Origin of the sequence: Streptomyces sp. enrichment culture, from assembly GCF_964272855.1 — a bacterium.
GTDB lineage: Bacteria > Actinomycetota > Actinomycetes > Streptomycetales > Streptomycetaceae > Streptomyces.
The window spans coordinates 2,400,905-2,426,230 of record NZ_OZ186847.1 but is presented as its reverse complement, the minus strand read 5'-3'; the positions used below and the strand labels follow the sequence as shown (position 1 = coordinate 2,426,230).

21 protein-coding genes are annotated in these 25,326 nt (G+C 72.2%); 14 read left to right on the top strand and 7 right to left on the bottom strand.

Features of this window, described 5'->3' with window-relative positions:
• The first annotated feature begins 6 nt into the window (after window positions 1-6).
• Window positions 7-1,398: an ATP-binding protein gene (locus ACSU6L_RS10025; RefSeq protein WP_437055642.1), complete on the top strand. Its 1,392-nt coding sequence runs from the start codon at window positions 7-9 to the stop codon at window positions 1,396-1,398.
• A 135-nt stretch (window positions 1,399-1,533) separates the two neighbouring features.
• Here ACSU6L_RS10025 and ACSU6L_RS10020 read toward each other — a convergent pair whose 3' ends face one another.
• A complete protein-coding gene (locus ACSU6L_RS10020) occupies window positions 1,534-2,538 on the bottom strand; it encodes a TAXI family TRAP transporter solute-binding subunit (RefSeq protein WP_437055640.1) in 1,005 nt (334 codons plus the stop codon).
• Between the two features lie 86 nt (window positions 2,539-2,624).
• Here ACSU6L_RS10020 and ACSU6L_RS10015 point away from each other — a divergent pair, with 86 nt between their 5' ends.
• Window positions 2,625-3,029, top strand: a complete 405-nt coding sequence (locus tag ACSU6L_RS10015) for a MazG nucleotide pyrophosphohydrolase domain-containing protein (RefSeq protein WP_437055638.1) — start codon at window positions 2,625-2,627, stop codon at window positions 3,027-3,029.
• Window positions 3,030-3,085: 56 nt separating this feature from the next.
• On the opposite strand, the gene ACSU6L_RS10010 is transcribed toward ACSU6L_RS10015, so the two are convergent.
• Window positions 3,086-4,315, bottom strand: a complete 1,230-nt coding sequence (locus tag ACSU6L_RS10010; protein WP_437055636.1) for a cation:proton antiporter — start codon at window positions 4,313-4,315, stop codon at window positions 3,086-3,088.
• A 4-nt stretch (window positions 4,316-4,319) separates the two neighbouring features.
• Complete coding sequence (locus ACSU6L_RS10005) at window positions 4,320-4,805, bottom strand: cation:proton antiporter regulatory subunit (RefSeq protein ID WP_437055634.1); 486 nt, start codon at window positions 4,803-4,805, stop codon at window positions 4,320-4,322.
• 210 nt (window positions 4,806-5,015) lie between these two features.
• Here ACSU6L_RS10005 and ACSU6L_RS10000 point away from each other — a divergent pair, with 210 nt between their 5' ends.
• The 4 genes from ACSU6L_RS10000 to ACSU6L_RS09985 all read left to right on the top strand — a co-directional run bounded on the left by ACSU6L_RS10000 (window position 5,016) and on the right by ACSU6L_RS09985 (window position 9,169).
• Window positions 5,016-6,044, top strand: coding sequence for a sensor histidine kinase (locus ACSU6L_RS10000; protein WP_437055632.1), 1,029 nt, complete (start codon window positions 5,016-5,018; stop codon window positions 6,042-6,044).
• Window positions 6,041-6,757: a response regulator gene (locus ACSU6L_RS09995; RefSeq protein ID WP_437055630.1), complete on the top strand. Its 717-nt coding sequence runs from the start codon at window positions 6,041-6,043 to the stop codon at window positions 6,755-6,757. Before ACSU6L_RS10000 ends, ACSU6L_RS09995 begins: the two co-directional genes overlap by 4 nt.
• 82 nt (window positions 6,758-6,839) lie before the next feature.
• Window positions 6,840-8,357, top strand: coding sequence for a tRNA (N6-isopentenyl adenosine(37)-C2)-methylthiotransferase MiaB (gene miaB / locus ACSU6L_RS09990; protein ID WP_437055628.1), 1,518 nt, complete (start codon window positions 6,840-6,842; stop codon window positions 8,355-8,357).
• Window positions 8,358-8,440: 83 nt separating this feature from the next.
• A complete protein-coding gene (locus tag ACSU6L_RS09985; RefSeq protein ID WP_437055626.1) occupies window positions 8,441-9,169 on the top strand; it encodes a class III extradiol dioxygenase subunit B-like domain-containing protein in 729 nt (242 codons plus the stop codon).
• Window positions 9,170-9,291: 122 nt separating this feature from the next.
• On the opposite strand, the gene ACSU6L_RS09980 is transcribed toward ACSU6L_RS09985, so the two are convergent.
• Together ACSU6L_RS09980 and ACSU6L_RS09975 are read right to left on the bottom strand one after the other, a co-directional pair.
• Window positions 9,292-9,558 (bottom strand): antitoxin, encoded by a 267-nt coding sequence (locus tag ACSU6L_RS09980; RefSeq protein ID WP_437055624.1) that lies wholly within the window; start codon window positions 9,556-9,558, stop codon window positions 9,292-9,294.
• Between the two features lie 25 nt (window positions 9,559-9,583).
• Window positions 9,584-9,919 carry a hypothetical protein gene (locus tag ACSU6L_RS09975; RefSeq protein WP_437055622.1) on the bottom strand — a complete coding sequence of 112 codons (336 nt, stop codon included), beginning with the start codon at window positions 9,917-9,919 and terminating at the stop codon, window positions 9,584-9,586.
• 182 nt (window positions 9,920-10,101) lie between these two features.
• On the opposite strand from ACSU6L_RS09975, the gene miaA reads away from it, so the two are divergent.
• The 6 genes from miaA (at window position 10,102) to hflX (ending at window position 18,413) form a co-directional block, all read left to right on the top strand.
• Window positions 10,102-11,040, top strand: a complete 939-nt coding sequence (gene miaA / locus ACSU6L_RS09970; RefSeq protein WP_365515843.1) for a tRNA (adenosine(37)-N6)-dimethylallyltransferase MiaA — start codon at window positions 10,102-10,104, stop codon at window positions 11,038-11,040.
• 108 nt (window positions 11,041-11,148) lie between these two features.
• Window positions 11,149-11,652, top strand: a complete 504-nt coding sequence (locus tag ACSU6L_RS09965; protein WP_437064828.1) for a hypothetical protein — start codon at window positions 11,149-11,151, stop codon at window positions 11,650-11,652.
• Window positions 11,653-11,739: 87 nt separating this feature from the next.
• The gene (gene dapF / locus ACSU6L_RS09960; protein ID WP_437055621.1) at window positions 11,740-12,609 is read left to right on the top strand and encodes a diaminopimelate epimerase; all 870 of its coding nucleotides are present in this window, start codon (window positions 11,740-11,742) and stop codon (window positions 12,607-12,609) included.
• Window positions 12,610-13,049: 440 nt separating this feature from the next.
• Complete coding sequence (locus ACSU6L_RS09955; protein WP_437055619.1) at window positions 13,050-15,230, top strand: RelA/SpoT family protein; 2,181 nt, start codon at window positions 13,050-13,052, stop codon at window positions 15,228-15,230.
• Between the two features lie 78 nt (window positions 15,231-15,308).
• Window positions 15,309-16,784: a M1 family metallopeptidase gene (locus ACSU6L_RS09950; protein WP_437055617.1), complete on the top strand. Its 1,476-nt coding sequence runs from the start codon at window positions 15,309-15,311 to the stop codon at window positions 16,782-16,784.
• Between the two features lie 129 nt (window positions 16,785-16,913).
• On the top strand, window positions 16,914-18,413 hold the full coding sequence (gene hflX, locus ACSU6L_RS09945) for a GTPase HflX (protein ID WP_437055615.1): 1,500 nt from the start codon (window positions 16,914-16,916) through the stop codon (window positions 18,411-18,413).
• A gap of 110 nt (window positions 18,414-18,523) precedes the next feature.
• Here the strand turns inward: hflX and ACSU6L_RS09940 are convergent, their stop codons facing one another.
• On the bottom strand, window positions 18,524-19,735 hold the full coding sequence (locus tag ACSU6L_RS09940) for a trypsin-like serine peptidase (protein WP_437055613.1): 1,212 nt from the start codon (window positions 19,733-19,735) through the stop codon (window positions 18,524-18,526).
• 197 nt (window positions 19,736-19,932) lie between these two features.
• Window positions 19,933-21,156 (bottom strand): trypsin-like serine peptidase, encoded by a 1,224-nt coding sequence (locus tag ACSU6L_RS09935; RefSeq protein WP_437055611.1) that lies wholly within the window; start codon window positions 21,154-21,156, stop codon window positions 19,933-19,935.
• Between the two features lie 400 nt (window positions 21,157-21,556).
• Between ACSU6L_RS09935 and ACSU6L_RS09930 the strand changes: the two genes are divergently transcribed.
• Window positions 21,557-23,122 carry an aminotransferase class III-fold pyridoxal phosphate-dependent enzyme gene (locus ACSU6L_RS09930; RefSeq protein ID WP_437055609.1) on the top strand — a complete coding sequence of 522 codons (1,566 nt, stop codon included), beginning with the start codon at window positions 21,557-21,559 and terminating at the stop codon, window positions 23,120-23,122.
• 105 nt (window positions 23,123-23,227) lie between these two features.
• Window positions 23,228-25,303, top strand: a complete 2,076-nt coding sequence (locus ACSU6L_RS09925) for an IucA/IucC family protein (protein ID WP_437055607.1) — start codon at window positions 23,228-23,230, stop codon at window positions 25,301-25,303.
• Window positions 25,304-25,326: the final 23 nt, after the last annotated feature.

Genomic DNA, 25,326 nt, shown 5'->3' with positions numbered 1-25,326 from the left:
GGCAGGGTGCGCACACGTCTCCTGCCGCTGCTCATCGTCCTGATGGCGGCCGTGCTGCTGGCGCTGGGCGTCCCGCTCGCCGTCAGCCTGGCCGCCGCCCAGCAGCAGAAGGTGGTCGTCGACCGGATCGACGACACCGCGCGGTTCGCGGCCCTCGCGCAGTTCGTCACCGCCGCGCCCACGGTCAAGGACGAGCGCCGCGAGACGCTCAGACGCGAGCTGATCAGTTACTACAAGGTCTACGGCATTCATGCCGGTGTCTTCTACCGCGACGACGCCCCCATGGCCCATGCCCCCGACGACTGGGCGCTCCCCCGAACGGGTGAGGTGCGGGACGCGTTCGACGAGGCGTTCCTCAGCCGCCGCAGCCACGATCCGCAGCAGGTGTGGCCCTGGCAGCGCAATCGGCTCGTCGTCGCCTCGCCGGTCATCCGGGACGGCGATGTCGTCGCCGTGGTGGTCACCGACTCGCCCACCGGGCAGATGCGGTCCCGGATCCTCCAGGGCTGGCTCGTCATCGCCGCCGGCGAGACGGCCGCGATGCTGCTGGCCGTCGGCGCCGCGCTCCGGCTCACCGGCTGGGTGCTCCGCCCCGTACGCGTGCTGGACGCGACGACCCACGACATCGCCACCGGACGGCTGAAGTCCCGGGTGGCGGTGGCGAGCGGGCCCCCCGAGCTGCGTCGGCTGGCCCGGTCGTTCAACGAGATGGCGGACAACGTCGAGGACGTCCTGGAGCAGCAGCGCGCGTTCGTCGCCGACGCCTCGCACCAGCTGCGCAACCCGCTCGCGGCCCTGCTGCTGCGCATCGAGCTGCTGGCGCTGGAGCTGCCCGAGGGCAACGAGGAGATCGCCTCCGTGCAGGCCGAGGGCAAACGCCTCGCCGATGTGCTGGACGACCTGCTGGACCTGGCGCTCGCCGAGCACGCCGAGGCGGACCTGGAGATCACCGACATCGGTGCGCTCACCGCCGAGCGAGTCGCGGCCTGGGCGCCGACCGCCGAGGCCAAGGGCGTACGGCTGGAGGCCGACTGCCCGCCGACCACCGCGTGGGCCGACGCGGTCACCCTGTCCAGCGCGCTGGACGCGGTCATCGACAACGCGGTGAAGTTCACGCCGGCCGGGGAGTGCGTCGAGGTCACCGTCGCCTCCAACGGCGAGACCTCCACGATCGTCGTCGCGGACCACGGCCCCGGTCTCACCGACGAGGAGCTGACCCGCGTGGGCGACCGCTTCTGGCGCAGCGGCCGCCATCAGAACGTGAAGGGTTCGGGCCTCGGCCTGTCCATCACCCGCGCACTACTCGCCGCGGCGGGCGGCTCCATCGCGTACGAGCATCATGAGCCGCACGGTCTGAAGGTGACGGTGCGGGTGCCCAGGACCGGCCCGGGGGTGTGATCCGGCGGACCGCGTGGGGCGGGATTACCGCTGATGGGGATCCGCGCGGAGACGGGATGCGGGGAGACGGCGAAGGGGCACCGCGCGGAGACGGGATGCGGGGAGATGGCGAAGGGTCACCGCGCGGGGACGGATTTACGGCTTGACCGAGCGGTAGTAGCGTCGCGCGCCCTCGTGCAGCGTCAGCGGGTCCGTGTAGATCGCCGTGCGCAGATCGACCAGCTGCGCGGAGTGGACGTGGGCGCCGATGCGGTCACGGCTCTTGATGACGGTCCGGGTCAGCCACTCTGTCAGCCGGGGATCCATGTCCTTGCGGGTGATCAGCACATTGGACACCGCGATGGTGGGGACGGCCTCGCCCTGCTGGATGGCGGGGTAGGCCGACTCGGGCATGTTGGTGGCGCGGTAGTACCGCGTGGCGGCGCGCTCCTTGTGCAGCTTGGCGACCAGGTCGACGTCGATGGGCACGAACCGGAAGGGCTGCGCCTCGGACTCGGCCTCGGTGAGCTTGCGCAGGCCGTCCGTGGGCAGTCCACCCGACCAGAAGAACGCGTCGAGTCGTTTCCCCAGCTCCTTGGGCCCGGTGTCGATGCCGTCCGAGTACGCCGTGATGTCCTTCTCCGGATCGATACCGGCCGCCTTGAGCACCCGGCTGGCGATCAGCCGCACGCCCGAGTCGGGCAGCCCTATGGCCACCCGCTTGCCACGCAGGTCCCTCACCGACCGGATGTCCGAGTCCGGCGGCACGACGAGCTGCACGTAGTCGTCGTACAGGCGGGCGACACCGCGCAGCCGGTCGGCTCCCACGCCGTCCAGCTTGTACGTCTCCACCGCGTCGGCCGCCGCGATGGTGAAGTCGGCCCGGCCGGTCGCCACGCGGGCGACGTTCTCCTGTGATCCGGCGCTGGTGAGCAGCTCCACCTTGAGGTCCGGCATGTCCTCGGCGAGTTCCTTGCGCAGCCGTTCCCCGTACTCGTAGTAGACGCCCGCGCGGGTGCCCGTGCTGAGGGTGATCGTCCCGCGCGGGGGCTCCTCCTCCAGAGGCAGCAGCCACCACAGCAGCAGCCCGAGAGCCACGACACCGGCGGCCGCGCTCTGCAGGGCCCGGCGCCTGCCGATACGGGGGAACAGCTTGGACATGCGCGAGATCCTGCCAGCCGGTGCGCCCACTGACCAGGGCCGGAATCACAGCGGGGACTTTCGGTGGCGGTCGATACAGTCGAGGCATGAGTTCCTCCCCCGCCGACCTCGTCCGTGAATTCCACAGCGCCTTCGGTCTGGACGCCCGCAGCACCCCGACCGAGGTCTCGCCCGAGCTGGCCGCCCACAGAGGCGACCTGCTGGCCGAGGAGGCAGCGGAGGTCGCCGAGGTCTCGGTCTCCGGCCCGCTCGACCGGCTCGCGCACGAACTGGCCGACGTGGTGTACGTCGCGTACGGCACGGCCCTGGTCCACGGCATCGACCTGGACCAGGTGATCGCCGAGGTCCACCGCTCCAACATGTCGAAGCTGGGCCCGGACGGCAGCGTCGCCCGCAGAGCCGACGGCAAGGTCCTCAAGGGAGAGCACTACGAGGCGCCCGACGTGTCGGGCGTGCTGCGGCGCCAGGGCTGGCGGGCGGAGTCGGTCTGAGGCGGCGGCCCGTGGGGGGTGCCCGCCCGAAGCACCGCGCCGCCGCGCTCCGCCCGTCAGTCGCCCACCGGCGCCTGCGCCCGCTGCTCCTCCTCCGGCCGTACCGTGTCCGCGGCCCCCGCGCGGGCCGCGCCTCGGCGGCTCCACCACATGGCCACCGGCTCGGTGTACCGCGCGGTGAGCGGGCCGAGGACGACCAGCAGGAGGACGTACGCGGTGGCCAGCGGGCCCAGGGACGGCTCGATGCCGGCCGTGACCGCCAGCCCGGCGATGACGATCGAGAACTCGCCCCGGGCGACCAGCGCGCCGCCCGTGCGCCAGCGGCCCTTGACGGAGATCCCCGCCCGCCGCGCCGCCCAGTACCCCGTGGCGATCTTCGTCAGGGCGGTGACGACGGCCAGCGCGAGCGCCGGCAGCAGCACCGGCGGGATGCTCGCCGGGTCCGTGTGCAGCCCGAAGAAGACGAAGAACACCGCGGCGAACAGGTCCCTGAGCGGGCTGAGCAGCGTGTGCGCGCCCTCCGCGACCTCGCCCGACAGCGCGATGCCGACCAGGAACGCGCCGACCGCCGCGGACACCTGGAGCTGCTGCGCGACACCGGCGACCAGGATGGTCAGACCGAGCACGACGAGCAGCAGCTTCTCCGGGTCGTCGCTGGAGACGAACCGCGAGATGAGCCGGCCGTGGCGCACGGCGGCGAAGAGGACGAGCCCGGCGACGCCGAGCGCGATCGCCAGCGTCACACTGCCGGCCGCCAGCCCGACCCCGGCGACCAACGCGGTCACGATCGGCAGGTACACGGCCATCGCCAGGTCCTCCAGGACCAGCACGCTGAGGATGACCGGGGTCTCCCGGTTGCCGATCCGGCCCAGCTCGCCGAGCACCTTGGCGATCACTCCCGAGGAGGAGATCCAGGTGACACCGGCCAGGACGACGGCGGCGACCGGCCCCCAGCCGAGCAGCAGGGCGGCCACGGCACCCGGCAGCGCGTTGAGCGCGCAGTCGACCAGTCCGGCCGGATAGTGCGCCTTGAGGTTGGAGAGGAGATCGCTCGCGGTGTACTCCAGGCCGAGCATCAGCAGCAGCAGGATCACGCCGATCTCGGCGCCCGTGGCGATGAACTCCTCGCTCGCCCCGAGCGGCAGCAGACCACCCTCGCCGAACGCCAGACCGGCCAGCAGGTACAGCGGGATGGCGGAGATGCCGAAACGGGCGGCGACCCGGCCGAGCAGGCCGAGGCCGAGGATGATGGAACCGAACTCGATCAACAGGACCGCGGAGTGCACCGGCTCACTCCCGACCGAGTATGTCGGCGGCCGCGTCGACGCCCTCCCGGGTGCCGATGACGATCAGGATGTCGCCGCCCGCGAGCCGGAAGTCCGGCGCCGGGGACGGGATCGCCTCCGCGCGCCGCAGCACCGCCACGACGGACGCACCGGTCTCGGTCCGCATCCGGGTCTCGCCGAGCAGCCGCCCGTTCCAGTGCGAGGTCGCGGTGACCTCGATCCGCTCGGCCACCAGGCCCAGGTCGGTGGTGTACAGCAGGTTGTTGCTGTGATGCGACGGCTTCAGCGCGTCGATCAGCGCGCCCGCCTCCGCGCTCGTCAGCCGCAGGGACTGCGCGCAGGAGTCGGGATCGTCCGCGCGGTACACGCCCACCGTGCGGGCTCCGTCGCGGTGGGCGACCACGGACAGGTGGCGCTGCTCTCGTGTGACGAGGTCGTACTGGACCCCGATGCCCGGCAGTGGCGTCGCCCTGAGGCGTGGAGCAGACACGTTTCTTCCCTTTGCTCGCCAGCTCGTCGATACGGCTCGTAGTCCCCGGCTCGTGGCGGGGGGCTACGAGGCCGTCATGCTGTCACCCGCCCGTACGGTGGCGATATGGGTGTTGTCACGGATATGCGCGGTGGACGAGCGGTGGAGAAGCTTGACGGGGCGCGATCGTGCCGGGAGGCGAGCGGCGCCAGAGGGAGCGGAGTGGGAAGCGTGTCGCTGTTCTGGCGGATCTTCTCGCTCAACTCCGCAGGACTGGTCGTGGCCACCGCGCTGCTGCTGGGCCCGGTCACCGTGTCCACCCCCGTCCTGCCCGGCGAGGCGCTCGTGCTCCTCGCCGGCCTCGCGGTGCTGCTGGCCGGGAACGCCTTGGTGCTGCGCATCGGACTCGCCCCCTTGCAGCGGCTCGGCCGGGCCATGGCCGCGGTGGACCTGCTGCGGCCGGGCGCCCGCGCGGTCGTCGCCGGCCCCGCGGAGGCCGCCGAGCTGATCACCACGTACAACACGATGCTCGACCGCCTGGAGACCGAACGCGCCACCAGTGCGGCCCGCGCGCTCTACGCCCAGGAGCGCGAACGCCACCGCGTGGCGCGGGAACTGCACGACGAGGTCGGCCAGACGCTCACCGCCGTACTGCTCCAGCTCAAGCGGGTGGCAGACCGGGCGCCGGAGGAGCTGCGTGAGGAGGTCGGCCACGCGCAGGAGGCCACCCGCGCGGGCCTCGACGAGATACGCCGGATAGCGCTCCGGCTGCGTCCCGGTGTGCTGGAGGAGCTGGGCCTCGCCAGCGCCCTGCGTTCGCTCGCCGGTGAGTTCACCGCCCATGGGCTGACCGTGCGGCACGAGGTGCGCGGTGAGCTGCCGCCGCTCACCGAGGAGACCGAACTCGTGATCTACCGGGTGGCCCAGGAAGGGCTCACCAACACCGCGCGGCACTCCGGCGCCGACCGCGCGGAACTGCGTCTGACACCCGTCCCCGGCGGCGTCGAACTGCTCGTCCGCGACAACGGCAGGGGCCTGGGCGAGACGGCGGCCGAGGGCGCGGGCATCGGCGGCATGCGGGAGCGGGCGCTGCTGATCGGCGCCGAGCTGAGCCTCGGCCCGGGCCCGGAGCACGGCACGGACGTGCGGATGCGGATATCGTGCGGGCCGGACGGGCGGGACGGGCCGATGAGCGCCGGGACAAGGGCCGCCGGCGGGCCGACGGACGTGCCCACGTGCGTGACGGAGGCAGGCCGATGAGCGCGCCAGGACGCGGGCGGAGCGCGACGAGCGGCCCCGCGCGCGGCGGAGCGCCGAAAGGAGCCCCGTTCCGCGTCCTGCTGGCCGACGATCACACCCTCGTACGCCGTGGCGTCCGGCTCATCCTGGACGGCGAGCCCGATCTGACGGTCGTGGCCGAGGCCGGCGACGGCGCGGAGGCCGTCGCACGCGCGCGTGAGGGCGACGTGGACCTGGCCGTCCTGGACATCGCCATGCCCCGCATGACGGGTCTGCAGGCCGCCCGCGAGCTGTCCCGCCGGCTGCCCGGTCTGCGCATCCTCATCCTCACGATGTACGACAACGAGCAGTACTTCTTCGAGGCCCTTAAGGCCGGGGCGTCCGGCTACGTCCTCAAGTCCGTCGCCGACCGCGACCTGGTCGAGGCGTGCCGCGCGGCCATGCGGGACGAGCCCTTCGTCTACCCCGGCGCGGAGCGCGCCCTCGTCCGCGCCTACCTGGAGCGCCTCCATCGCGGAGAGGGCCGCCTGCCCGCGCGGCCCGTCACCGAGCGCGAGGAGGAGATCCTGAAACTGGTCGCCGAGGGCCACACCTCCAAGGAGATCGCCGAGCTGCTGTTCATCAGCGTCAAGACGGTCGAACGCCACCGCGCCAACCTGTTGCAGAAGCTCGGCCTGCGCGACCGCCTGGAACTCACCCGGTACGCCATACGGGCCGGCCTGATCGAGCCGTGAGCCGACCGGGTGATCCGCGCCGTGCGAGCCGGTTGTCCACAGGCGGCCCGAGCCACTTCTGCCGACGGCCTACCCTTGTCCCATGAGCAGCATCGACCGGAGCCAGGCAGTGGGCGTCAAAACATATGAAGTACGCACCTACGGGTGCCAGATGAACGTCCATGATTCCGAGCGACTGGCCGGTCTGCTGGAGGACGCCGGCTACGTGCGCGCGCCCGAGGGGTCGGACGGCGACGCGGACGTCGTCGTCTTCAACACCTGCGCCGTACGTGAGAACGCCGACAACCGGCTGTACGGCAACCTGGGCCACCTCGCCCCGAAGAAGGCCCAGCGCCCCGGCATGCAGATCGCGGTCGGCGGCTGCCTCGCGCAGAAGGACCGCGACACCATCGTGAAGCGGGCGCCCTGGGTGGACGTCGTCTTCGGCACCCACAACATCGGCAAGCTGCCGGTGCTGCTGGAGCGCGCCCGCGTCCAGGAGGAGGCGCAGGTCGAGATCGCCGAGTCGCTGGAGGCGTTCCCGTCGACGCTGCCGACGCGACGCGAGAGCGCGTACGCCGCGTGGGTCTCCATCTCCGTCGGCTGCAACAACACCTGTACCTTCTGCATCGTCCCGGCGCTGCGCGGCAAGGAGAAGGACCGCCGTCCCGGCGACATCCTCGCCGAGGTCGAGGCCCTGGTCGCCGAGGGCGTCAGCGAGATCACCCTGCTCGGTCAGAACGTGAACGCGTACGGCTCCGACATCGGCGACCGCGAGGCGTTCAGCAAGCTGCTGCGGGCCTGCGGCGGGATCGAGGGCCTGGAGCGGGTCCGCTTCACCTCGCCGCACCCGCGCGACTTCACCGACGACGTCATCGCCGCCATGGCCGAGACGCCGAACGTGATGCCGCAGCTGCACATGCCGCTCCAGTCCGGTTCGGACACCGTCCTGAAGGTGATGCGCCGCTCCTACCGCCAGGAGCGCTACCTCGGGATCATCGAGAAGGTCCGCGCGGCCATCCCGCACGCCGCGATCACCACCGACATCATCGTGGGCTTCCCCGGCGAGACCGAGGAGGACTTCGAGCAGACGCTGCACGTGGTGCGCGAGGCCCGCTTCGCCCAGGCGTTCACCTTCCAGTACTCCAAGCGCCCGGGCACACCGGCCGCCGAGATGGACGACCAGATCCCCAAGGACGTCGTCCAGGCACGCTACGAGCGTCTGGTCGCCCTCCAGGAGGAGATCTCCTGGGAGGAGAACAAGAAGCAGGTCGGCCGCACCCTGGAGCTGATGGTCGCCGAGGGCGAGGGCCGCAAGGACGGCGCCACCCACCGCCTGTCCGGCCGGGCCCCCGACAACCGCCTGGTGCACTTCACCAAGCCGGAGCAGGAGGTCCGCCCCGGGGACGTGGTCACCGTCGAGGTCACCTACGCCGCCCCGCACCACCTCCTCGCCGAGGGCGCCGTCCTCGACGTGCGCCGCACCCGCGCGGGCGACGCCTGGGAGAAGCGCAACGCCGCGGAGGCGGCCAAGCCGGCGGGAGTGATGCTGGGTCTGCCGAAGATCGGCGTGCCGGCACCGCTGCCGGTCGCCACGGGAAGCGGCTGCGGCTGCGACTGAGGGCGGATGACCGCGCGGCGCGTGCAGCGTGCCGCGCGGAGGCGGGGTGAGGCGTGGGCCCCCTGGGAGTTACGCTGCCGATCATGCTTGTCGCCGCCGCTGTCTGCCCATGCCCGCCCCTCCTGGTACCCGGCGTCGCCGCGGGCGCCGCACCCGAACTGGACGCCGCGCGTGCCGCGTGCACGGACGCGCTCGGCGTGCTCGCCGCCGCCCGCCCGGACCGGCTGGTGGTGATCGGCCCCGCCGACGAGAGCGGGCGCGGGCCGTACCCGGAGGGCACCCCGGGTTCCTTCCGCGGCTTCGGCGTCGACCTCGCCGTACGGCTGGGCCGCGCACAGGCAGGCGAGGGTAAAGCCGTCGAGGGGGAGGGGGACCTGCCGCCCTCCCTGGCGGTCGCCGCGTGGCTGCTGGAGCGCACCGGGTGGTCCGACGCCCCGATCGAGGGACTCGGCGTGGCGGAACCGATCGACGCCGAGCGGTGTACCGAAGTGGGAAGGGAGATCGCCGCGCGGGCCGGACGGGTGGCGCTGCTGGTGATGGGCGACGCCAGCGCGTGCCGGACGGTCAAGGCGCCGGGCTATCTCGACGAGCGGGCCGAGCCCTTCGACGCGGAGGCCGCGCGTGCGCTGGGGGCGGCGGACATCGAGGCCCTCAAGGCGCTCGACGCCGGGCTGGCCCAGGAGCTGAAGGTGTCCGGGCGGGCGCCCTGGCAGGTGCTAGCGGGCGCGGCGGAGGACGCCGGGCTCGGCGGAGCCCTGCTGTACGAGGACGCGCCCTACGGAGTGGGGTACGTGGTGGCCGCCTGGTCGTAGGGCTTCCTGACCGTCAAGGCACCTCATGGGGGCAAGGCCCCCGAAAACGGCGGGCGGCCGGGAGCCTGCTGCTCCGCGGCCGTCCGCCGTGTGCGTTGTGCTGTTGTGTGTCGACTGCCGTGTCAGGCCGGTGGCGGTGCGCTCGGCGGTGTGCCGGTGCCCTCTCCCCGGCCGGGTTCGTGCTTGTGGGCGAGTCGGTCCATGGCGCCCTTCGCCTTGCCGGTGCCCGACTGGATCTTGTCGCTGTACTTGCCCTTGGTGCGCTGGTCGACGGCGTGGGCGGCACGGTCGATCCCGTGCTGAATCCTGTCCCCGTGCTGATGCGCGAGGCCGGAGACCTTCTCCCTGGCCGGGCCGAGCTTGGCCTTCAGATTGTGGAAAAGACCCATGGGTTCACCTTCTCTCACGGGCAGTCTAGGTGCGGGCGCCCTTGTCGGCCTCGCTGTCGGCCGCCTCCACGGCGGACTGCTGCTTGGGGATTCCGACGGGGTCCGACGCGGCTGCCTCGCCGGCCTCCTTGACGGCCGTCGCCGTGCCACCGCCCGGGCCCGTCGTCGTCTCCGTCTCGGCGCCGGACCCGGCCTCGGCCGGTTCCTCGGCTTCCGCAGCGCCAGTCGCGCCGGTCTTTTCGGTCGCCTCGGCGGCTTCGGTCGCCTCTGACCCGGCCGACGACCTGTCGGCCTGTGCCTCGGCGGTCGACGCCTCCTCCGCAGCCTTCGACCTCCGGAAGAGTCGCGCAAAAACGCCCATATCTACTCCATATGTTACTCGTGCGGACGAAATCCCGCGTCGCCCGGTGCGTCCGTTTGCGTCGCCCGGGTCACAGCCCCTGTGAACCGGCGGCGGAAACCTCGCAACGGGCAACGACCCCGGTTGCGGGTCGTCACGTAACTCGTTCGAGGCCACGCTGTGAGGTTTGCGAGACTGTTCCGGTGAGCAGCGCAGCCCCCGCCCCCCGCGTCATCGCCGTCGTCGGACCCACCGCGGCCGGAAAGTCCGATCTGGGTGTTTTTCTCGCCCGGCAACTCGGCGGGGAGGTCGTCAACGCCGACTCCATGCAGCTCTACCGGGGGATGGACATCGGCACCGCCAAGCTGACGTCCGAGGAGCGCGGCGGCGTGCCGCACCATCTGCTGGACATCTGGGACGTGACCGTCACGGCCTCCGTCGCCGAGTACCAGCGGCTCGCCCGCGAGCGGATCGACGCGCTGCTCGCCGAGGGCCGCTGGCCCATCCTGGTCGGCGGCTCGGGCCTCTACGTCCGTGGCGCCGTCGACAACCTGGAGTTCCCGGGCACCGACCCGGAGGTGCGGGCCCGACTGGAGGACGAGCTCGCGCTTCGCGGCTCCGGCGCGCTGCACGCCCGGCTCGCCGCCGCCGACCCCGGAGCCGCGCAGGCCATCCTGCCCAGCAACGGCCGCCGTATCGTCCGGGCCCTCGAGGTGATCGAGATCACCGGCCGGCCCTTCACCGCGAACCTCCCCGGCCACGACTCGGTCTACGACACCGTGCAGATCGGCGTGGACGTGGCGCGGCCCGAGCTCGACGAGCGCATCGCGCGCCGGGTCGACCGGATGTGGGAAGCGGGACTCGTCGAGGAAGTGCGCGCACTGGAGGCGCAGGGGTTGCGCGAGGGGCGTACGGCGTCGCGCGCACTCGGCTACCAGCAGGTGCTCTCGGCGCTGGCCGGGGAGTGCACCCTCGACGAGGCACGGGCCGAGACCATCCGTGCCACCAAGCGCTTCGCGCGCCGTCAGGATTCATGGTTCAGGCGCGACCCGCGCGTGCATTGGCTGAGTGGGGCCGCGGCGGACCTCACGGAACTTCCGGGGCTCGCTCTGGCGTTGGTCGAACGACCGGTTACAGCCTGATCACGTCATGGCATCGGGACGCTCCGGCCGTCAACGGGGCCTCCGGCGCCGTGCCATCATCGAGCTTCGATCGACCAAGTGGAGTCCTAGTTGGGAGGGCGCGTGGCGATGGAGGCCGGCCCTCGTGACACCGCACCAGGCACCGAGCACACCACCACCGGAAGTGGCGGCGCTGAGCGGGAAGACGACCGTCTGAGCCCCGACGGGCCCGAGGAGACCCCGGACGGGGTCACCGACGACGGCCCCGAGCCCGAAGAGATGTTCGTGGGCGGTCCCGAGGTCGAGGTCGAACTGCGTCCCCAGCGGCGACTGCGCCTGTGGCAGCTGGCGCCGATCGTGGGCCTGAGCGCGCTCGGCTCCCTGATGTTCGCCTTCCCGCTGGCCTTCGACTTCGGTGACAGCGGGGCCATGATCGCCATGTTGGGGCTGCTCATCTGCTCCTGCGCGGCCGGCTGGGGCATGATGGCCGCCCGCAGGGTGGGCTACACCTGGCCCGGACTGCCGCAGCGCGGCTCGGGACGGCGCCCGGACTGGCGGGTCGTGATCGCGTACGTGATCGTGGTCGCCGCGGTGGCCGTGCTGGCCGTGTGGCGAGTGGCGCGGCTGCGCTGAGCCTCCGCGCGGGGCGCGCCCGGCGGGTGGGCCCCGCGGGCCGCCCATGGGCCAGCCGGTGTCGTAGCCACCCCGTACGATCGAGGCATGAGCACGCGGATCGCCTTCCTCAAGGGTCACGGCACCGAGAACGACTTCGTGATCGTCCCGGACCCCGAGAACGCCATCGACCTGACCCCGGCCGCCGTCGTCGCGCTGTGCGATCGCCGCGCGGGCATCGGAGGCGACGGAGTGCTGCACGTGGTGCGCTCCGCCGCGCACCCGGAGGCCGAGGAGATGGCCGCCGAGGCGGAGTGGTTCATGGACTACCGCAACGGCGACGGCTCGGTCGCGGAGATGTGCGGCAACGGCGTACGCGTGTTCGCGCGCTACCTGCAGCACGCCGGGCACGTGGCCGAGGGCGACATCGCCGTCGCCACGCGCGGGGGCGTGAAGACCGTGCACATCGCCAAGGACGGCGACATCACCGTCGGCATGGGCAAGGCGCGGCTGCCCGAAGGGGACGTCACGGTGAGCGTCGACGAGCGCAGCTGGCCCGCGCGGAACGTGAACATGGGCAACCCCCACGCGGTGGCTTTCGTCGACGACCTCGCGGACGCGGGCAACCTCCTCTCCCCGCCGCCGTTCAGCCCCGCTGCCGCGTACCCGGACGGCGTGAACGTGGAGTTCGTGGTCGACCGGGGCCCCCGGCACGTCGCGATGCGCGTGCACGAGCGCGGGTCCGGCGAGACCCGCTCGTGCGGCACGGGCGCGTGCGCCGTCGCCGTGGCCACCGCCCGCCGGGACGGCGCCGACCCGGCCGTCACCGGTACGCCGGTCAGCTACACGGTCGACGTCCTCGGCGGCACCCTGGTGATCACCGAGCGGCCCGACGGCGAGATCGAGATGACCGGCCCCGCGGTGATCGTCGCCGAGGGCGAGATCGACGGGGACTGGCTGGCGGACGCGCTGCGCTGAACGGCGGCCGGTCCGCGCTGACGGCTGGCCCTCTGCGCCGGCGGCTGGTGCTCTGCGCTGACCGGCTGACGCCGCGCGCCGATCGGCCGACGCCGTGGCGCGGCCGCGCGGTCCCCTCGGGAGCGCGTCGCCGCCGGGCCGCTCCCGTCGGCCGACGCGTTCCAAGGGGCCACACCGCCCCTTCGGAGCCACACCGCCCCTTCGGGGGCGCGCCGACGTGCGAAGACGGTCGCACTCCTCTTCGGGCGGCGCGCAACCGCAAACATCCGCGCCATCCCTCGAATGGGTGATCCGTTTCACGCTCGGCGAGAGGCGGTCAGCCGCGCGTGATGGGCTCGGTAGCATCAAGCACCGGCCCGGACGGGGGAGACGTCGCCAACCCCTGAGCCGAGTCCGCCCTGGGGTACCCCGTCCGCCGGTCCACGCAGCCGGAGGTGCCCATGAGTGCGGAGGCCACGAACCCTGCGAGTCCAGGCGCTGTGACGGACCCCGTGGTGGGCGCCATGGCGCCCACGGCGCCCGCGGCCCCACGCAGGAGGAGCCGACCCGGGATCGACCTGCGCCGCCTCGGCCGCGCCGCGCTGCTCGGCTCCGCCGCCCGCGGCCGGCTGCCCGACGCCATCAGCCATGTCGTCGACGCCCACCGGGCGCACCACCCCGACGCCGACCTCGAACCCCTGCGCCGCGCCTACGTGCTGGCCGAGTCCTCGCACCGGGGCCAGACGCGCAAGAGCGGCGAGCCGTACATCACCCACCCCCTCGCGGTGACCCTGATCCTCGCCGAACTCGGTGCCGAGACCACCACGTTGACCGCGTCCCTGCTCCACGACACCGTCGAGGACACGGATGTGACGCTGGACCAGGTCGGCGAACAGTTCGGCGAGGAGGTGCGCTATCTCGTCGACGGGGTCACCAAGTTGGAGAAGGTCGACTACGGCGCCGCCGCCGAGCCCGAGACCTTCCGCAAGATGCTCGTCGCCACCGGCAACGACGTCCGGGTGATGTCGATCAAGCTCGCCGACCGGCTGCACAACATGCGCACCCTCGGCGTGATGCGCCCCGAGAAACAGGCCCGGATCGCCAAGGTCACCCGGGACGTCCTCATCCCCCTCGCCGAACGGCTCGGCGTCCAGGCACTCAAGACCGAGCTGGAGGACCTCGTCTTCGCGATCCTCCATCCCGAGGAGTACGAGCGCACCCGGGAGTTGATCGCCGAGAACGCCACGCGGGCCGACGACCCGCTCGCCGAGATCGCCGACGACATGCGGGCCGTCCTGCGCGAGGCCGACATCCAGGCCGAAGTCCTCGTCCGCCCCCGGCACTTCGTCTCCGTCCACCGCGTCTCCCGCAAGCGTGGCCGGCTGCGCGGCGCCGACTTCGGGCGGATCCTGGTGCTGGTGAACGAGGACGCCGACTGCTACGGCGTCCTGGGCGAACTGCACACCTGTATGACCCCGGTGGTCTCGGAGTTCAAGGACTTCATCGCCGTACCGAAGTTCAACCTGTACCAGTCCCTGCACACCGCCGTCGCCCGCCCCGACGGTCAGGTCGCCGAGGTTCTCATCCGCACCCACCAGATGCACAAGGTCGCCGAGGCCGGCGTGATCGCGCTCGGCAACCCGTACGCGGCGCCCTCGGAGGAGCAGTCGGCGGCCGAGGGCGAGCGCGTCGACCCGACGCGGCCTGGCTGGCTCTCCCGCCTCCTCGACTGGCAGCGGGCCGCGCCCGACCCCGACACCTTCTGGTCGACCCTGCGCGAGGACCTGGCGCAGGACCGCGAGATCACCGTCTTCCGGCCGGACGGCGGCACCCTCGGCCTGCCGGAAGGCGCCTCCTGTGTGGACGCCGCCTACGCCCAGTACGGGGAGGACGCGCACGCCTGCATCGGCGCCCGCGTCAACGGCCGGCTCGCGACACTGAGCACCGTGCTGCGCGACGGCGACACCGTCCAGCTGCTCATGGGGCAGGACCCGGCGTCCGAGCCCTCCAGGGAGTGGCTGGAGCACGCCCATACGCCCACCGCGCGGATCGCCATCCAGCGGTGGCTGGCGGCGCACCCGGCGCAGGAGGGCCACGCCCACGGAACGGCGGCCGAGAGCCGTGAGACGGCGGCCCGCGCCACCGCGAGCCCGCCCGTCGCCGCCCGGCCCGTCTCCGCGCGTGCCGTCGCCGAGCGGCCCGGCGCGGCCGTACGGCTCGCCGGCTGCTGCACTCCCGTACCGCCCGACGAGGTCACCGGGTTCGTGGTACGCGGGGGAGCGGTGACCGTGCACCGGGTGCAGTGCGCGGCCGTCGCGCGGATGAAGGCCGCGGGCCGCGCGGAGGCTGCGGTGCGCTGGAGCGAGGACGCCGGGAGCGGGACGACGGGGTGCCGCGTGACGCTGATCGCCGAATCGTTCGGCCGCCCGCATCTCCTCGCGGACCTCACGGAGGCGATCGCCCTGGAGGGCGCCGAGATCGTGGCGGCCACCGTGGAGCCGCCCAGCCAGCAGCGGGTACGCCACACGTACACGCTGCAACTTCCGGACGCGGCCCGTCTGCCCGCCCTCATGCGGGCGATGCGCAACGTCCCCGGCGTGTACGACGTGAGCCGGGCGCAGCACCCCGCTTCGGCCCACTGACCGCCGTCAGGGCCCCGTTCGGGTGTGCCCGGCGCGCGTCGCCGCCGAGCGCCGGGTACGCGCTGGTAGCCGTGGGGCATGCCGTTCCCCCCTCGCACCCACGCGCCCCGACGGCTGAAGGCGGCGCTGCTCGCCTCCGCCGTCACCGTCTGCCTCGTCGCCGCGAGCGCCCCGCCGGCCCCGCTGGGCGTCGGCGACCGCCTCTTCCCGTACCTGGGCAACCCCGGGTACGACGTGGCGTCGTACGACCTCTCCTTCTCGTATCCCGGCGCCAACGACAGGCCGCTGCAGGCGGTCACGACGATCGACGCCTGGACCACCGACGAGCTCGAACACGTCAACCTGGACTTCGCGCGCGGCAACGTCCAGTCGGTCGAGATCGACGGCGAGCCGACGACGTACGCCGCGGCCGGCGAGGACCTGGTGATCACCCCCGAGGAGCCGCTGTCCGCGGGCCGGTGGATGCGGATCACCGTCCGGTACACCAGTGACCCGGTGCCCGGGAAGGGCCGGACCGGCGGCTGGGTGCAGACGAAGGACGGACTCGCGATGGCTAACCAGGCCGACGCCGCGCACCTGGCGTTCCCCTGCAACGACCACCCCTCGGACAAGGCGATGTTCACCTTCAGGGTGACCGCGCCCAAGAGCTACACGGCCGTCGCCAACGGTCTCCCGGCCGACGTCGAGCACGCCGGCTCCGCCACCACGTGGACGTACCGGACCCACCACCCCATGGCCACGGAGCTCGCCCAGGTCTCCATCGGCCGCTCCACGGTGCTGCACCGCACCGGCCCGCACGGACTGCCGGTACGCGATGTCGTGCCCACCGAGCACCGTGAGCAGCTCGAACCGTGGCTGGCGAAGACGCCCGACCAGATCGCCTGGATGGAGGGCAAGGTCGGCCGGTACCCCTTCGAGACGTACGGCGTCCTCATGGCCGACGCCTCCACCGGCTTCGAACTCGAGACCCAGACCCTCTCCCTCTTCGAGAGAGACCTGTTCACCGATACCGCCTTCCCCGCCTGGTACGTCGATTCGATCATGGTCCATGAGCTGGCGCACCAGTGGTTCGGCGACAGCGTCACCCCGCGCAGCTGGTCCGACCTGTGGCTCAACGAAGGGCACGCGACCTGGTACGAGGCGCTGTACGCGGAGGAGAAGGCGGACCGGTCCCTCACGGACCGCATGAAGGCGGCGTACGGCGCCTCCGACCGCTGGCGCGCCGAGGGCGGACCGCCCGCCGCCCCCAAGGCGCCCCGGTCCGGCAGCCGCCTCGGCATCTTCCGCCCCAACGTCTACGACGGCGCCGCCCTGGTCCTGTACGCCCTGCGCCAGGAGATCGGCCGCCCCGCCTTCGAACGGCTGGAGCGGGCCTGGGTGAACCGCCACAAGGACGCCGTCGCCGGCACGGCCGACTTCGTACGGCTCGCCTCGGAGATCTCCGGACGCGACCTCGCCGGATTCCTCGAAGGCTGGCTCTACGGTGAGAAGACCCCGCCGATGCCCGGCCACCCGGACTGGAAGCCGGAGGCACCCGCGAAGAAGGCCGGGTAATAACACGGTGACGAGACGGGGCGTCCCGTGCGACCATCTTCAGGCAGGCACAGCACGGTGCACCGGGAATCTCCCGGGGTACTCGTACGTTGTGACCAGTGACGGATTCCCCAACGACGTAAGGACCCAATGACCTCCTCTTCTTCCCCTTCCCAGGACACCCAGCGCAAGCGTCTCGCGCACGACTACCCCGAGGGCCTTCGGGCCGATGCCCTGATGGAAGAGGACGTCGCCTGGAGCCACGAGATCGACGGAGAGCGGGACGGCGACCAGTTCGACCGCTCGGAGCGCGCGGCTCTGCGCCGTGTCGCGGGTCTCTCCACCGAGCTCGAGGACGTCACCGAGGTCGAGTACCGCCAGCTCCGCCTGGAGCGGGTCGTGCTCGTCGGCGTCTGGACCTCGGGGACCGTGCAGGACGCGGAGAACTCCCTCGCGGAGCTGGCCGCACTCGCCGAGACGGCGGGCGCGCTGGTGCTCGACGGCGTGATCCAGCGCCGCGACAAGCCCGACGCGGCCACCTACATCGGCTCCGGCAAGGCAGAGGAGCTGCGCGAGATCGTGCTGGAGACCGGCGCCGACACCGTCATCTGCGACGGTGAGCTGAGCCCGGGCCAGCTGATCCACCTCGAGGACGTCGTCAAGGTCAAGGTCATCGACCGTACGGCCCTGATCCTGGACATCTTCGCCCAGCACGCCAAGTCCCGAGAGGGCAAGGCGCAGGTCGCGCTCGCGCAGATGCAGTACATGCTGCCGCGGCTGCGAGGCTGGGGTCAGTCGCTGTCCCGGCAGATGGGCGGCGGCAAGGGCGGCGGCCTCGCCACCCGTGGTCCCGGTGAGACCAAGATCGAGACGGACCGGCGCCGGATCCGCGAGAAGATGGCGAAGATGCGCCGGGAGATCGCGGAGATGAAGACCGGACGCGACATCAAGCGCCAGGAGCGCCGTCGCCACAAGGTGCCCTCCGTCGCGATCGCGGGCTACACCAACGCCGGCAAGTCCTCGCTGCTCAACCGCCTCACCGGCGCGGGCGTCCTGGTCGAGAACGCGCTGTTCGCGACCCTGGACCCGACCGTGCGCCGGGCCGAGACGCCGAGCGGGCGGCTGTACACCCTGGCCGACACCGTCGGCTTCGTCCGGCACCTGCCGCACCACCTGGTCGAGGCATTCCGCTCCACGATGGAGGAGGTCGGCGACTCCGACCTGATCCTGCACGTGGTGGACGGTTCGCACCCGGTCCCGGAGGAGCAGCTGGCCGCCGTGCGCGAGGTGATCAGGGAGGTCGGCGCCACCGACGTCCCCGAGATCGTCGTGATCAACAAGGCCGACGCGGCCGACCCCCTGGTGCTGCAGCGGCTGATGCGGAACGAGAAGCGCTCCATCGCGGTCTCGGCCCGTACCGGCCAGGGCATCACCGAGCTGCTGGCGCTGATCGACAACGAGCTGCCGCGCCCGGCCGTCGAGATCGAGGCGCTGGTGCCGTACACCCTCGGCAAGCTCGTCGCCCGCGCCCACGACGAGGGCGAGGTGATCTCCGAGGAGCACACCGCGGAGGGCACCCTGCTCAAGGTCCGGGTGCACGAGGAGCTCGCGGCCGAACTGACGCCGTACGCTCCGGCCTCGGCGGTCTGACGCCCGACGCACGGACGACCTCCGGGCGCACGGACGACCGAGAACAGCCCGAAGGCCCGCCCCCGCACACGCGGGGAGCGGGCCTTCGGCATGTCCGGTGCCCGACGGCGTCACTGGCCGCCGTACGTCTCACTCATGTTCTCGTACAGCGCCTGGGCGTCCTGGCCGAGCTGCGGGCCCGCCAGCCAGGTGTTGTCGGCCGGGCCGATCGAGGTGTTCGAGACCAGCTTGGTCTCGCCGTCCACCACCCGGAACCAGCCGCCGCCGGACGAACCCCCGGTCATGGTGCAGCCGATGCGGTACATCGTGGGCAGCGACGGGCTCAGCGAGAGCCGGCCCGGCTGGTCGACGCACTTGAACATCTTCAGACCGTTGTACGGCGGCGCCGCCGGGTAGCCCCAGGCGCCCATGTCCCCGGCGTCCGCCGCGGCCGGCGCGGAGAAGTCCACGTCCAGCGCCGCGCCGACGGTCTCCTCCAGCGACTTGGCGCCCTGCTCCGGCTTTACGTGCAGCACGGCGTAGTCGTACGCCGCACCCGCGCCGCCGGTCTCCGAACCGCCCTCGATCCAGCCGTTCGACGTCGACGCCCAGTCCGCCCACCAGTTGCCGTAGGGGGCGATCTCGACGGCGCCGGCGTTGCTCAGCTGGGCCTCGGACTTGCCGAGGTCGTTGTAGGCCGGGACGAACGCGATGTTCCGGTACCAGCCGCCGTTCTGGCCCGCGTGCACGCAGTGGCCCGCGGTCCAGACGAGGTTGGACTTGCCCGGGTGGTTCGCGTCCTTGATCACCGTGCCCGAGCAGACCGCCGAGCCCTCGGGGGTGTCGAAGAAGATCTTGCCGACCGGGGCGGCGTTGTCGTGGTACGGCGTCTTCTCGGGCGTGGCCGTGACCGGCGCGGGCTCCGGGTCGCTCACGCCCTGGGCGGCGGCCATGTCCTTCGTCGTGACCGTCTTGTCGGCCTCCTTCGCGGACTGCATCCGCTCCGGCTTCCACAGCCCCTCGATGACGGGGTTGACGAAGTCCTTGGCCTCACTGAGCCACTGGTCCTTGTCCCAGTTCTTCCAGCCGCCGTTCTTCCAGTCGTCGACGTCGATGCCGTGCTCCTTGAGCCGGTCGGCGATGTCGGACGGGATCTTGACCTTGCCGTCACCCGCGCCGTCCGCGGCCCGGGAGGCGCTGGCGCCCGGCTGGTCGGCAGCCTCCTCCTCGCCGGAGCCGTTGCACGCGGTCGTGGTGAGCGCCAGGGCGGCGACGAGGCCGGTGGCGGCGACAACGGTGCGCCGACGCCGCTGCGGTGTGGCGGACGTGCGTATGGAACGCATGGTGCGATGACCCCCGTGTGAACGTGTGAATGTCATGTGCTTGGCATGCTGCTGGTGCTTGTCACGCAGACGGAAAGCGAGCCGGCGAAGGACTCGCCTCGCGCATGCGACACCCCACTATGCCCGTGGAGTTGAGGGCGAACGGCGGTGGGACGGTGAAGGTTTCCGCACGGCACCCACCGCCGCGCCCCCGGCTGTCACTGGTCGGCGAACTTGCCGCTCACCTCGTCGAACACGGCCTTGGCCTCCTTGCCCAGGCGCGGACCCGCCAGCCAGCCCGCGGTGATCGGGCCGATCGAGGTGTTGGACACCAGGGCCGGCTTGCCGTCCGAGCCCGTCGCGACCCAGCCGCCGCCGGACGAACCGCCGGTCATGGTGCAGCCGATGCGGTACATCGTCGGATCGGCGTCGGTGATCGACAGCCGGCCCGGCTTGTCCTCGCACCGGAACAGCTTCTGGCCGTCGTACGGCGGCGCCGCCGGGTAGCCGATCGCCGTCATGCTGTCCATCTTCGGCACGGCGGGAGCGTTGAAGTCCACCGGCAGCGCCGAACCGACCATCTCCTCCAGCGACTTGCCGCCGCTGCCCTCCTCCGGCGTCACATGGATGACGGCGAAGTCGTACGGAGCACCGTCACCGCCGGTCGCGCCGCCCTGCTCGATCCACTGGTCCGAGGTCTGCACCCAGTCCCCCCACCAGACACCGTACGGAGCGACCTCTTCCTCGGTGGCGCTCTCCAGCTCCGCGGCCGACTTGCCCGCGTCGTTGTACGACGGCACGAAGGCGATGTTGCGGTACCAGCCGCCGGCCTTGCCCGCGTGCACACAGTGCCCCGCCGTCCACACCATGTTGGACTTGCCGGGGTTCGCCGGGTCCTTCACGACCGTCGCCGAGCAGACCATCGTGCCCTCGGGGGCGTCGAAGAACACCTTGCCCGCCTCGGGAGCGTTGGCGTGGTATGAGGCCGGCACGGCCTCCGCCTGCACCGGAGCCGGCTCCGGGTCGGTCACGCCCTGGTCACCGGAGAGGTCGCTGTCGTCGACCTCCTGGTCCGGCTCCTCCGCCTCCCGCATCCGGTCCGGGTCCCACAGGTCCTCGATGATCGGGTTGACGAAGTCCTCGGCCTCGCGCAGCCAGTCGTCCTTGTTCCAGTTCTTCCAGGCGCCGTCCCGCCACTGGTCGATGTCGATCCCGTGTTCCTTGAGCCGGTCCTTGATGTCGTCCGGGATCTTGATCTTGTCGTCCGCGGCCGCCGCGGAGGCCGTCGCCTCGCCGCCCGCCTCGGCGTCGCCCGACTCACAGGCGGTGGCGGTGAGCGCGAGCGCCGAGGCCAGCGCCACGGCGGTCAGCACGGGGGAGGTTCTGCGGCGGCGCCCGCTCCTCTCCCGGCGAGCGGTGAACGACAGCCGTGTGGATCGCATGGTGTTACTCCCCCTGGGGTGAACGGACTTGGTGCAGCGACCGTGAGCGCACCACCCGAGCTCATGCCGAACTCGGGCTGCTCTCACGGCCTTCTGGGAATGGCACCCCACACTATGCGCTCGCTGTGGGGGACTTCCGACGGAACGGCAACGGTTACGTCACGGCAAGGATCTTGAAGCAACCCGTAACCCGTTGCCCGGTGCGCGGTTGTAAGCGGTGGGGTCTGCCCGATCGGGCGGTTCGGGCACAGGTGAGGCCGGATGGCCGAGGACGCGGTGCGGCTCGGGTCGGGTCGGGGTGGATGTGAGTCGGTGTCGAGGAAGCGGCGCTGCGGGCGAGGGCCGGGCAGGCCCCGAGCGGCCGCCAACTCCTTGGTGCACAGCGGAAGGATGAGGAGCCGTGGTCGTTACCGAGGAGATCCCGCGCCGCCCGCCGGCGCGCGAGCCGGCCGCGCGCACCTATCCGCACGCCCTGCCTGTCGTACCGGTACGGGCACGCGGACTGACCATCGAGGACGCGGACGGCCGCCGCTACCTGGACTGCCTCTCCGGCGCGGGCACGCTCGCCCTCGGCCACAACCACCCGGTCGTCCTGGAGGCCATCCGCAAGGTCCTCGACTCGGGCGCCCCCCTCAGCGTGCCCGATCTGGCCACCCCCGTCGAGGACGCCTTCGTCACGGAACTGCTGCGCACCCTCCCACCCGGGCTCGCCGACCGGGCCCGCGTGAGGTTCTGCGGACCGGCTCGCGCGGACGCGGTGGCCGCCGCCGGCGCGCTGGTGCGAGCCGCGACCGGCCGAACCGCGATCCTCACGTTCGGCGAGACCGACGCCGACACCGGCGCCGAGACTCCGGGAGCTTTCGCCACCACGGACGCCACCGGCCGTACGCTGCCCTACCCGCACGACTACCGCTGCCCCTTCGGCCTCGGCGGCCCCCACGGCGCGGAACTCGCGGCGCGCTGGACCGAGGCGGTGCTGGAAGGCGCGGTCTGCGCGGGTGGTCCCGCTCCCGGGGCTCCGGGTGCGCGCACCTTTCCGGCCGCTCCCGACATCCCCGCCGGAATACTCCTGGAGCCGGTGCAGGGTGAGGCCGGGGTGAATCCCGCGCCGGACGGCTGGATGCGCCGGATGCGGCACATCACGGCGTCCCGCTCCGTCCCGCTGATCGTCGACGAATCGCAGACCGGAGTGGGCCGAACCGGCACCTTCTGGGCAGTCGAGCACAGCGGCGTGATTCCTGACGTGATGATCCTCTCCAGGGCCATCGGCGGCAGCCTTCCCCTGTCCGCCGTCGTCCACCGCGCCGACCTGCTGGACACCGACACGCCCACCGCCCACACCAGCCCGTTCCGCGGCAACCAACTGGCCATGGCCGCCGGCACGGCGACTCTCGCCCATGTCCGGCACCACCGCCTCGCCGAACGAGCGGCCACCCTGGGCACCCGCCTGCTCGCCCAACTGCGCGCCCTCGGCCAGGAGTTCCGCTGCGTCGGTGACGTGCGGGGGCGAGGGCTGATGATCGGCCTCGAACTCGTCGACCCGGAGGCGGAGTCCGGCCCGGCCCACACGGCGGACAGCCACGCTCCCGGAGAGGGAAACCGCACCGCCGGTGTCCCGCTGCCGCACGGCCCCGCCCATGACGTCACCCGGACGGGAACCGGCCCGTTCAACGCCGACTCTCCACGCCCACCCGCGCCCCGTCTCGCCTCCGCCGTCCAGCGGGAGTGCCTTCGACGGGGACTGATCGTCGGGCTCGGCGGGCGCGGCACGAGCGTCGTCCGGCTGCTCCCGCCGCTGACGATCAGCGACGAACAGGCGGCCGCGGTACTGGACCGCCTGGCCGACGCGCTGGCGGCAGCGGCCAGCGACCACACCGGCCACCCTCAGCAACGCCGCCCCGACCAGCCCGCCCGTCCGACCCAGCATCGCCAGGAGCCCGGTGACCCCACCGGGCGAACGCGGTAACGAGGCAGCCCGTGAACATGCGCTCTCACCCCATCACCGCGTCGGGCGCGAGCCCCACTGCGTCGGGCGCGAGCCCCACCGCGTCGGGCATGCCCTCCTTTCCTCATGCCTGCCGACCGAACCCCCAGCCGTACCAGGGCCCAACGCGATCCTTCGGCCCACGCCGATTACCTCCCCCCGCTCCGTCCCTCACCTGGCGAGGTCTTCACCGCGCCCATCCCCGTCGCCGTACCGCTCGGTCACTCCCCAGAGAGCCGGCACACCCTCCGAGGAACCGTCTTGAACACCACGCCCACAGCCGCCATCCCTCTGCGCCCATCAGAGCCGGGCCTCCCCGGCCGGCAAGGCGGGCCCAGGGACGCCGAGCGGCACCGGCCGGGCGCCGCCACCCTCGACCTCCTCCACCACCCGGACCCCCGCATCGCGGCCGAGGCCGCCGCCGTGGAGAACCTGCTGCGCTGCTGGGTACGCGAGGCCGGCATCCCCGTTCCCCCGCACGGCACGCTCCGCATCCCCCTCCTCGCCAGCGGCACCGCGCTCCTCGCCCCCGTCCGCTACCGCTCCGAAACCGGCTGGCACCGCTTCGGCATGCCCCAACTGGCCGACGCCCAGCAACAGCCCCAGCCCGCCCAACCGGCCTCGCCCGTGCCACCGACCCCACCTGTCGACGCCGTCACCGTCGCCGCCCTGTTGGCCAGAGAGGCGGCCAGGGGGTGCCGCTCGACCGACCTGTCCGCGCTCGCCCCCGGCCACGGCACCGACCTCGTGGCCCGCGTCGCCGATTCCGTCCGCCGGACAGCCGCCTTCATCCGCGAACGCCGGACCAGCCCCGCACACGGTCCCGACCTCTTCCTCACCGCCGAACAGGCACTCCTGCTGGGCCACCCCCTGCACCCGACACCGAAGAGCCGCGAGGGAATCACCGAAGCCGAAGCGCGGTACCACTCACCCGAGTTGCGCGGCTCCTTCGCCCTGCACTGGCTGGCCGTCGCCCCCTCCTTGCTCGCCACCGACTCGGCCTGGACGGAACGTGGCCGGATCATCCCCGCCCACCGCCTCACCGCACACCTCGCCGGGACGGGCCTCCCCCTGCCCGAGGGGTACGCAGCCCTGCCTCTGCATCCGTGGCAGTTCCGCGAGACGCGGCACTCGCGGCAGGTCGCGGCCCTCCTCGACGCGGGGCTGCTCAAAGACCTCGGCGTACGAGGCGCCCCGTGGCACCCCACCTCCTCCGTGCGCACCGTGTACCGGTCCGAGGCGCCCGCCATGCTCAAGCTGTCGGTGGGCCTGCGCATCACCAACTCCCGTCGGGAGAACCTCCGCAAGGAACTGCACCGCGGCGTCGAGGTGCACCGCCTGCTGCGCACCGGTCTGTCCCAGCAGTGGCGCTCCGCGCACCCCGGCTTCGACATCGTCCGCGACCCGGCCTGGCTCGCCGTCGACGCACCCGACGGCGACCCCGTCCCCGGGCTGGACGTGATGATCCGGCACAACCCGTTCACCCCGACCGACGACGTGTCCTGCATCGCCGCACTCGTCGCACCCCAGCCCCAGGCCCGGACACCGTCCCGGCTGGCCCACCTCGTCACACGCCTTGCCGTGCGGACCGGACGACCGCGCGCGGCGGTCGCCGCCGAGTGGTTCCTGCGCTACCTCGAACAAGTCGTCCGGCCCGTGCTGTGGCTGGACGGTGAGGCGGGCATCGCCCTGGAGGCCCACCAGCAGAACACCCTGCTCCTGCTGGACGCTCAGGGCTGGCCCTCAGGGGGCCGCTACCGCGACAACCAGGGCTACTACTTCCGTGAGTCCCACCGAGCGCGACTCGAAGCGCGGCTGCCCGGCATCGGCGAGCGCAGCGACACATTCGTCTCCGACGAGGTCACGGACGAGCGCTTCGCCTACTACCTGGCGATCAACAACGTGCTCGGCCTCGTCGGCGCCTTCGGATCCCAGCGCCTCGCGGACGAGCGACTGCTGCTCGCCGCCTTCCGCCGCTTCCTGGACGGCGCGGCCGCCGGCCCCGACCGACTCCGCAGCTCCCTGCCCGCCCGACTGCTCGACTCCTCCGTCCTGCGTTGCAAGGCCAACCTGCTCACCCGGCTCCACGGGCTGGACGAACTCGTCGGCCCGGTGGACACCCAGTCCGTCTACGTCACCATCGCCAACCCCCTGCACTCCTGACCGTCGGAGAGGAGCCCCGTCCG